Annotated in this window: 4 protein-coding genes; all 4 read right to left on the reverse strand. The window is 45.3% G+C overall.

Annotation, left to right across the window (positions count from 1 at the left end; genetic code table 11):
- Nucleotides 1-4 precede the first annotated feature (4 nt).
- A complete protein-coding gene (locus AC29Z1_RS13465) occupies nucleotides 5-1012 on the reverse strand; it encodes an ABC transporter substrate-binding protein (RefSeq protein WP_488271972.1) in 1008 nt (335 codons plus the stop codon).
- A gap of 11 nt (nucleotides 1013-1023) precedes the next feature.
- The gene (locus AC29Z1_RS13470) at nucleotides 1024-1803 is read right to left on the reverse strand and encodes an ABC transporter ATP-binding protein (protein WP_488271973.1); all 780 of its coding nucleotides are present in this window, start codon (nucleotides 1801-1803) and stop codon (nucleotides 1024-1026) included.
- Entirely contained in the window at nucleotides 1797-2744 is a 948-nt protein-coding gene (locus tag AC29Z1_RS13475) for an ABC transporter permease (protein ID WP_488271974.1), read from the reverse strand. Before AC29Z1_RS13475 ends, AC29Z1_RS13470 begins: the two co-directional genes overlap by 7 nt.
- A gap of 441 nt (nucleotides 2745-3185) precedes the next feature.
- Nucleotides 3186-3486, reverse strand: a 301-nt coding sequence (locus AC29Z1_RS13480; RefSeq protein ID WP_488271975.1) for a 2-hydroxyacyl-CoA dehydratase, incomplete at its 5' end; no start/stop codon positions are given.

The raw sequence follows: 3486 nt of genomic DNA on the forward strand, positions 1-3486 counted from the left end.
TATTCTATTGAACAGTGTCCTGCACATCTTTGAAAAAGACAAAGCTATTTTTATGCAACGCTTCCACATCCACACTGTTATGCAGCATACCTACCTGCTGCAACTGTTTTGCCGTTATACCAAAGGCATCATAAGCCCCTTTAACCGAGGGGATATAATTATAGGTTTTCAGCACATTGGCATTGAAGGCAGCGTCACCGGCAACCCATTTTTTTTCAACCTGTATTTTTGCCGTTTCATCCTGATTCTTTTGTACCCAAGCACTGGCCTTCTGCATCGCGCGGGTATATTTTGCCGCAATTTCCGGATAATCGCTGGCTATATTATCCCGGACATACGCTGCGCAGCAATACTGATCTTTGTAGGGTTCAGTTAATGCCGAATCTACCAGCGTAACCAGTCCATATTCCTTTTGGGCTACGGCTGCCGTCGGGTCATTCATCGCTAGCGCATCCACTGAGCCGTTTTTCAAAGCAATAGGAAGATCGCTGGCATTAAAGACAGCAAACTCTACTTCCATATTTTTCTCACTTACTCCCACACCGGCATCGGCCAGCGCCCGTTTGGCAAAAATAATTGGGCTGCTGGTCATACTGGGAACCCCTATCCTTTTGCCCTTCAAATCTGCCAATGTCTTGATTCCGGAATCGTTAGCCACCAGCACCTTGTCGCAGCCGGTGTGCAAGCCTGTGGTGATTTTAATAGGCAGCCCGTTGGAAAGCGGCTGCATCAGGCTTGCCAAGAGACCAAAGGCTGCATCGATCTTGCCGGCGGTAATGGCTTCAAAAGTTGTCCCCGGCGCCAGCTTAATTAAATCTACCTTCAAGCCTTCCTCAGCAAAAAAGCCCTTTTCCACAGCTACATGTACCGGCGCTTCACACAAGCTGCCGGTATAACCGATTTTCAGCACAAAATCGTCCGCCTTGGTCACCGGTTTTTGTCCGCAAGCCGTTAATACTAGCGTCAAAATTACCGTCAAGGCAATTATCACTGTTTGTTTTTTCCTATTCATACTTTCACCTCTTATAAATAATAATTGGGTTCTTTTTCATTGCCGGCGTAATTCAATATCCCCAAGATTTTTGAGCGCAAATGTAAGAATTCCGGATTACTGCGGGCTCTGGGTCTTGATAGCTTTACGGTGATGCAGCTTTCTATCTTGGCCGGTCTTGGAGTCATAACAATGATGCGGTCTGATAGGTATATGGCTTCGTCTACGTCATGGGTCACCATAATCATAGTGGTCTTTCGCTCCTGCCAAATGCGGAGCAACTCATCCTGCATGTTCATACGCGTAAATGCATCAAGCGCACCAAGCGGTTCATCCAGCAGCAGCACCTTGGGATAATTCACTAAAGCTCTTGCCAGCGCTGCCCGCTGCGCCATACCACCGGAAAGCTGATGCGGATATGATTTGTGGAAAGTTGACAATCCCACCAAATCGATAAATTTATGAACTTCCTGTTTGCGTTCTTTATACACGCCGCGGGCTTTCAAACCAAAAGCCACATTATCATAGACATTCAGCCAGGGAAACAGCATGGGGTTTTGAAATACCAGTCCGCGTTCATATGATGGCTGGCTGATTTCCTGATTGTCAATAAACAGCTTACCTTCATCGGCGCAGTTTAGGCCGGCAATCAGCCTCAGCAATGTAGATTTGCCGCAGCCGGAAGGTCCAATGAGGGATACAAATTCTCCGGCTGCAATAGTTAAATCAATACCGCTGAGGGCAACAACATCCTCGGCATCCTGCTGAGGAAAGCGTTTGACAACTCCTTCGATCTTAATTTCCCCTACCATTTAATGACTCCTTTCTGCCATACAAGTACATAATCACGTACTTTAAACAATAATGTAATGAGAACAGAAAAGGTAACAGCAATCAAGATAAGTCCTGCATAGACATTCGCATAAGCCATCATCTCCTTCTGCCAGTTAATGTACCAGCCGATACCATTTTTGACCCCCAGCATTTCTGCCGTCATCAACGTGATAAACGAGGCGCAAGTTCCGTTAAATAGCCCAATAAACATATGGGGCATGGATGCAGGAACACCTACCTTAAATATTTGATAGTATTTTCCGGCTCCTAGAGTGCTGGATACTTCGAAATACGCATTTTGTACATTTAAAATCCCACTGCTGGTCATTACGGTTGTGGGAAACCAAACGGCCAGCGCAATCAAAAAGGCACTGGCGGAAAATGTGGTGGGAAAGCTAATAAGCACCAGTGGAATCCAGGCGGTGGATGGAATCGGGCCCAAAACCCGAATCAACGGGTTTATCCAATATGCGGCTCCCTTGCTGAACCCTACGGCAATGCCGGTAGCAAAGCCGGCAATGGCTCCAAAAAAATATCCGGTAAATAGCAATTTGCCAGAAGAGGCCAGACAAAGGGCGAGAAATTCTCTGTCTTCGACAATTACGCCCAGGATTTTATCCAGGGACGGAAAGTAGATCACCGGCAATAATCCCAGCTTTTTGGTTACAATGTTAAGTATATTTAAAAATAAAATTGTTGCCGCAAAAAACAAAGCCTGTTCTTCCATCCATGCTTTGGCTTTGGCACTAAAATAAGCGGCCACCGTAATACTTGCGAAACCGATGAGAAAACATAGCAGCAAGTAGCTAAAATAGGGATGTTGTACTGGCGTGTGCCTGCCACCGTTTGCCATGAAACTTTCAACAATAATTGCTAACAGAGTCGATAAAATCGGAAGCCATATACTTATTTTTTTCATCTATTGACCCTCTTTCTGAAAACAAAAATGTGTATTGGGGAGAATGCGAAAAGGCCGGGATAATGCTTTAAAGCATTTTCCCGGCCTCTAGTGTATTAACTAGTCAGCCGCCACCAAATAATCGGTCAGCTTACATTTACAGGTTATGATGGTATTATAAGGTATCCGATTCTTGTTGTAAAGTACTCTTTTGGGATTTCATCAAATAATCTCATAGTTTTTGCCGGAATTTACCAGCTATCAAATTACTTTATACAACAGAGAAATCCTGCCATACTTATGCAAAATATGACAGGATTTTATTACTATTCCCTCCAGCTACCCTGCTCTTGTTGCTAAGCAAGCATTTCCACAAAGGCTTTTACCCTGGTCAATACCTGGCCGCTGGGTGCCCCGGTCTGAAAGGAGCCTTCCAGGTTAATGCTCGGGATTTTCTCCACTCTAGGCCAGCATTTCAACGAAGGCTCTGATTCTTGTCAGAATTTGCCCTGTAGGTGGCCCTACCTGGAAAGTGCCTTCAATATTGATACTCGGGAAGCCCCTTTTATGAAAATAGTCCCGCCACATTTCCCTGGCAACACTGCCATAAGAGCAGCCAAGATAGCCGTAAAGAACCAGACCTCTGGCTTTCACTTTTTTCAGTTCCTGTTCAATAACTTTTTGTACATAAATGGAAGCTCCAGCTTCCTGGTTCTCCAGTACATGGCGAGCTAGTGCCTCCACCGGCGGCAATGTCTCGTCA

The sequence above is a fragment of the Sporomusa sp. genome (assembly GCF_057736855.1).

Coding starts and splice junctions, on each gene's coding strand:
- AC29Z1_RS13465 (WP_488271972.1), bottom strand. CDS start 1,012: ATGAATAGGAAAAAACAAACAGTGATAATTGCCTTGACGGTAATTTTG.
- AC29Z1_RS13470 (WP_488271973.1), bottom strand. CDS start 1,803: ATGGTAGGGGAAATTAAGATCGAAGGAGTTGTCAAACGCTTTCCTCAG.
- AC29Z1_RS13475 (WP_488271974.1), bottom strand. CDS start 2,744: ATGAAAAAAATAAGTATATGGCTTCCGATTTTATCGACTCTGTTAGCA.